This is a genomic window from Streptomyces huiliensis (assembly GCF_020037025.1).
GTDB lineage: Bacteria > Actinomycetota > Actinomycetes > Streptomycetales > Streptomycetaceae > Streptomyces > Streptomyces huiliensis.
This window is the reverse complement of the sequence record NZ_JAIQLH010000384.1, coordinates 1-3130: the sequence shown is the minus strand read 5'-3', so window position 1 is coordinate 3130 and position 3130 is coordinate 1. Positions and strand designations below refer to the sequence as shown.

At 76.9% G+C, this 3130-nt stretch carries 2 protein-coding genes and 1 pseudogene; 1 reads left to right on the top strand and 2 read right to left on the bottom strand.

The features are described from left to right. Positions 1 to 287: pseudogene (locus JNW98_RS33785) on the top strand (serine/threonine protein kinase); the annotation flags it as partial. Between the two features lie 102 nt (positions 288 to 389). On the opposite strand, the gene JNW98_RS33780 reads toward JNW98_RS33785, so the two are convergent. Both JNW98_RS33780 and JNW98_RS33775 read right to left on the bottom strand, forming a co-directional pair. Further along, the gene (locus tag JNW98_RS33780; RefSeq protein ID WP_223772114.1) at positions 390 to 2144 is read right to left on the bottom strand and encodes a nuclear transport factor 2 family protein; all 1755 of its coding nucleotides are present in this window, start codon (positions 2142 to 2144) and stop codon (positions 390 to 392) included. A gap of 20 nt (positions 2145 to 2164) precedes the next feature. Further along, on the bottom strand, positions 2165 to 3130 hold a 966-nt coding region (locus JNW98_RS33775; protein WP_223772113.1), incomplete at its 5' end, for a terpene synthase family protein.

Below are 3130 nucleotides of genomic sequence, written 5' to 3'. Positions count from 1 at the left end.
CGACCCGTCCGCTCCGGCAGCGGCACCCCGACCGTCCGGCCGCCCGTCCCGCGGCCCGGCCGCGCAACGGCTCCCGCCCGGCGGGCCGGCGCACCGGCGGCGACCCCCGGCTGCTGCGGCAGCGGCTGATCGTCTTCGTGGTGGTGACGCTGTTGGTGGCGCTGGGCATCGCGGCGGCTCAGGGGTGCGACGGGCCTAAGAAGTCCTCGGGGCTCGGGGGGCGGGATCGCGTGTGCGCGGTCGTGGACTCCTGCGGCGCGGCCGGTCCGGGGCACGGGCGGGCCTGAGCGCCCTGCCGTCGTCGGCCGCGGTGCTCGCGGGCCGTCCGCCGCGGGACGGGCGTGTTTCCGCGCGGAGGCGGCGGATCCCCCACCGCTTGGCGCCAGCCCTCACCCCCCGGTCTCCGGGGCCCGCCGCGGAACGAGCGAGTGCCCTTCGCGGGCCGGGCCGAGCCGGTCGTAGTAGTCGGCGCAGTGGGTGATCGATCCGTCCGGAGCGAGCGTGAGGACGGTCGCCGCCCGGACGCGGAACGGCGGTCCCGGCGTGTCCGCCACGGGAGTTCCGGTCCAGAGGAGGATCGCGCAGGCCCTCCCGCCGTCGGTGCCGAAGACGTCCTCGACCTCGGCCCTGAGGTCCGGGATGGCGGCGCGTGTGTCCCGGTGCCAGTCCGTGATCGCGGCCCGTCCCCGGTGGGTGTGCCCGGCCGCGACGTCGGTGTAGGCGGCGTCCGGCACGAACAGCGCGCCGAAGGCGGCGGAGTCGGGCAGGGACCAGGCGCGGACCAGCCGGGCGGCGACGGTGCGGGCGTCCGTGGCGGGCGCCTCCGGGTGTGTGCCGGGGGTACGCCCGGCCGGGGTGGGCGCCGTGGGCGGCCCGGGGCAAGGCCCTGCGGTGTGCCGTTCCGGGGGCGCGGACGGAACCCGTCCGGCCGGCGCGGGAGAGGCGGGCCGCTGGACGCCGGTCCGGGCGCCGGCCGGGGGCCAGCGGTTCGCGGACTCGGCCGCGGTCCGGTCGGCGGGGGTCCGGTCGGCGAGAGTCCGGAACCCGGCCTGCTCGGCGGCGGCGCCGTCACCGAAGGGGGGTCCCTGGGAGGACGGTGTGGAAGCCCGTCCGGCGGGCGCGGAAGAGGCGCGTCGCCGCGGGCGCGCAGGCGCGGTCCGGTCGGCGGGGTCGGGGAACGTGGCGTGTTCGGCGAGGGCCATGCCCGCGGTCGTGGTGTGGTCGTGGGGCGTGGTGACGGCGAGTTCGGCCGGGGCCGTGAAGCGGTGGTACGGGTGGGGGGCGGGTTTTTGGGGTGGTTCCAAAGGCGTCGGGGGGCCCAGGAGGGCGCGGAGGCGGTCGTGCCAGTGGATCTCCGTCCGGTCGGGGCGGGGGGTCAAGGAGACGCCGGCCGCGGTGGCGGCGAGTCGTTCCGGGCCCCGGGTGAGGACGAGCAGCGGGGTGCGGCCGCCGCGCCGGGTGCGGAGTTCGGCGCAGGCGAGGGTGAACGGGCCGGCGTGCAGGCGGGTCCAGTGCCATTCGCGGAGCACGGCGCCGAAGTCGAGGGTGCCCCAGTTCTTGTCGTGGTAGCCGGTCCCCCGTACCCGCCAGGTCCGGCCGGGCACCGACAGCCGGCCCTCCACCGTGCCCCGGGGCACCGCCACCAGCCAGCCGAGGTACCGGCCGGGGTCGTCGGCGAGCGCGACGGTCCCGGTGCCGACGCGGGAGGGCGGGGCGACGGCCGTGAGGGTGAGGTCGGCGGCGGCCGACGGGGTCCGGGCGCGTATCCGGTAGCGGGTGAGGTCGCCGTGGGCGCGGTGCGGGCCGATGGCGACGTCGCAGTGGTCGCGTGCGGCGCGGAAGGAGGCCGGGTCGTGGCGGGTGCGGCCGGCGTGGACGTGTCCGTCGGGGGTGCGGACGGTCAGCGACAGCCGGGGCGCCAGGGGGCCTGCGGCCGCGTCGAGCGCCTTGGTCTCGAAGACGACGACGGCCCGGCTGCCGTCGTCGCACTCGGCGTCGAAGTACCACCATTCGAAGGTGCCCGGCCGCGGGGTCTCGCGGAGGCCGTCCTCCCAGGGTTCCGGATCGCGGGTCAGGCCCGCGCGGTGCAGGTCCGTGTCGCTCTCTCGTACGCACAGGCCGCCGGTCGTGTCCTCGGGTGCCATGGTCGGGCCCTCCGCCGCCTTCAGGGTGTGGTGGGGAGCAGCAGGTTCTCCGGGTAGCCCGGCCGGTCCGGAGGGACGACGGTCTCGGGGAAGTGGCGGTGGGTGTCGGCGCCCCAGGCCATGTAGCCGGAGACGAGGAACTCCAGGTCGCGGGCGTACCGTTCGACGGCGGCGCGCCGCCGGGCGTCCAGGCCCAGGGTCCGGGCCAGATCGGGGATGGCGCGCTTGAGCGCGTCGAAGCGGGCCAGCCGGTCGTTGACGAGCGCGTAGGCGGTGTCGATCGCGGCGGCGCGCGAGCGGGCCCCTTCCCGCTCCAGGACGAGGACGAGGTTGACGACGTCGCCGCGCGGCTCCTCGCGGTCCAGGGTGTAGACGTCGTTGGCGAGGCAGGGCAGTTCCTCGGTGAGCCGGCGGAGTTCGATCAGCGGCAGGCTGTGGAAGGCGGCGGCCGGGACCTCGTAGCCGCCGATCCGTTCGACGAGGTCGCAGACGACGCTCATGGCGCTGACGCCGATGCGCAGCCGCAGGAAGGTGGGGAAGTCGGGGACGGTCCCGGCCAGGCGGGCGGCCGATTCCTGGGCGTAGGAGGCGAAGTAGTACTCCCAGTCGTGGGCGGTGCGGGCGCGCCAGGCCGGTGGCATGCCGTCGAAGGCGCGCCGTCGGATGTCCGCGAAGGCCCGGGCGGCGGCGGTGGGCCTGGGGCCGGTGGTGCCGTGGTGGACGACGTCGATCAGTTCGTCGCAGGCGCGGGCGGTGGCGGCCGGGTCGAGGCCGAGCGGGCTGTCGAACTGGTCGTCGAAGGGGTACCAGAAGCCCATGTGGTCGGTGACGAGCCGGAGGCCGGGGCCGGTGGCGTACGGGTACATGCAGGCCGAGACGCGGGCCAGGTCCCAGGAGTCGTACAGGGCGGTGGCCTCGGGGCCGTCGGCCATCCGATGGGCCCTGGCCCAGGCCCGGTTGCCCGCCCGCGCCTCCTCCAGGTGCGG

What these genes read in the sequence shown, in the direction of transcription:
- JNW98_RS33780 (WP_223772114.1), bottom strand. Translation starts at nt 2,144, where the DNA reads ATGGCACCCGAGGACACGACCGGCGGCCTGTGCGTACGAGAGAGCGAC.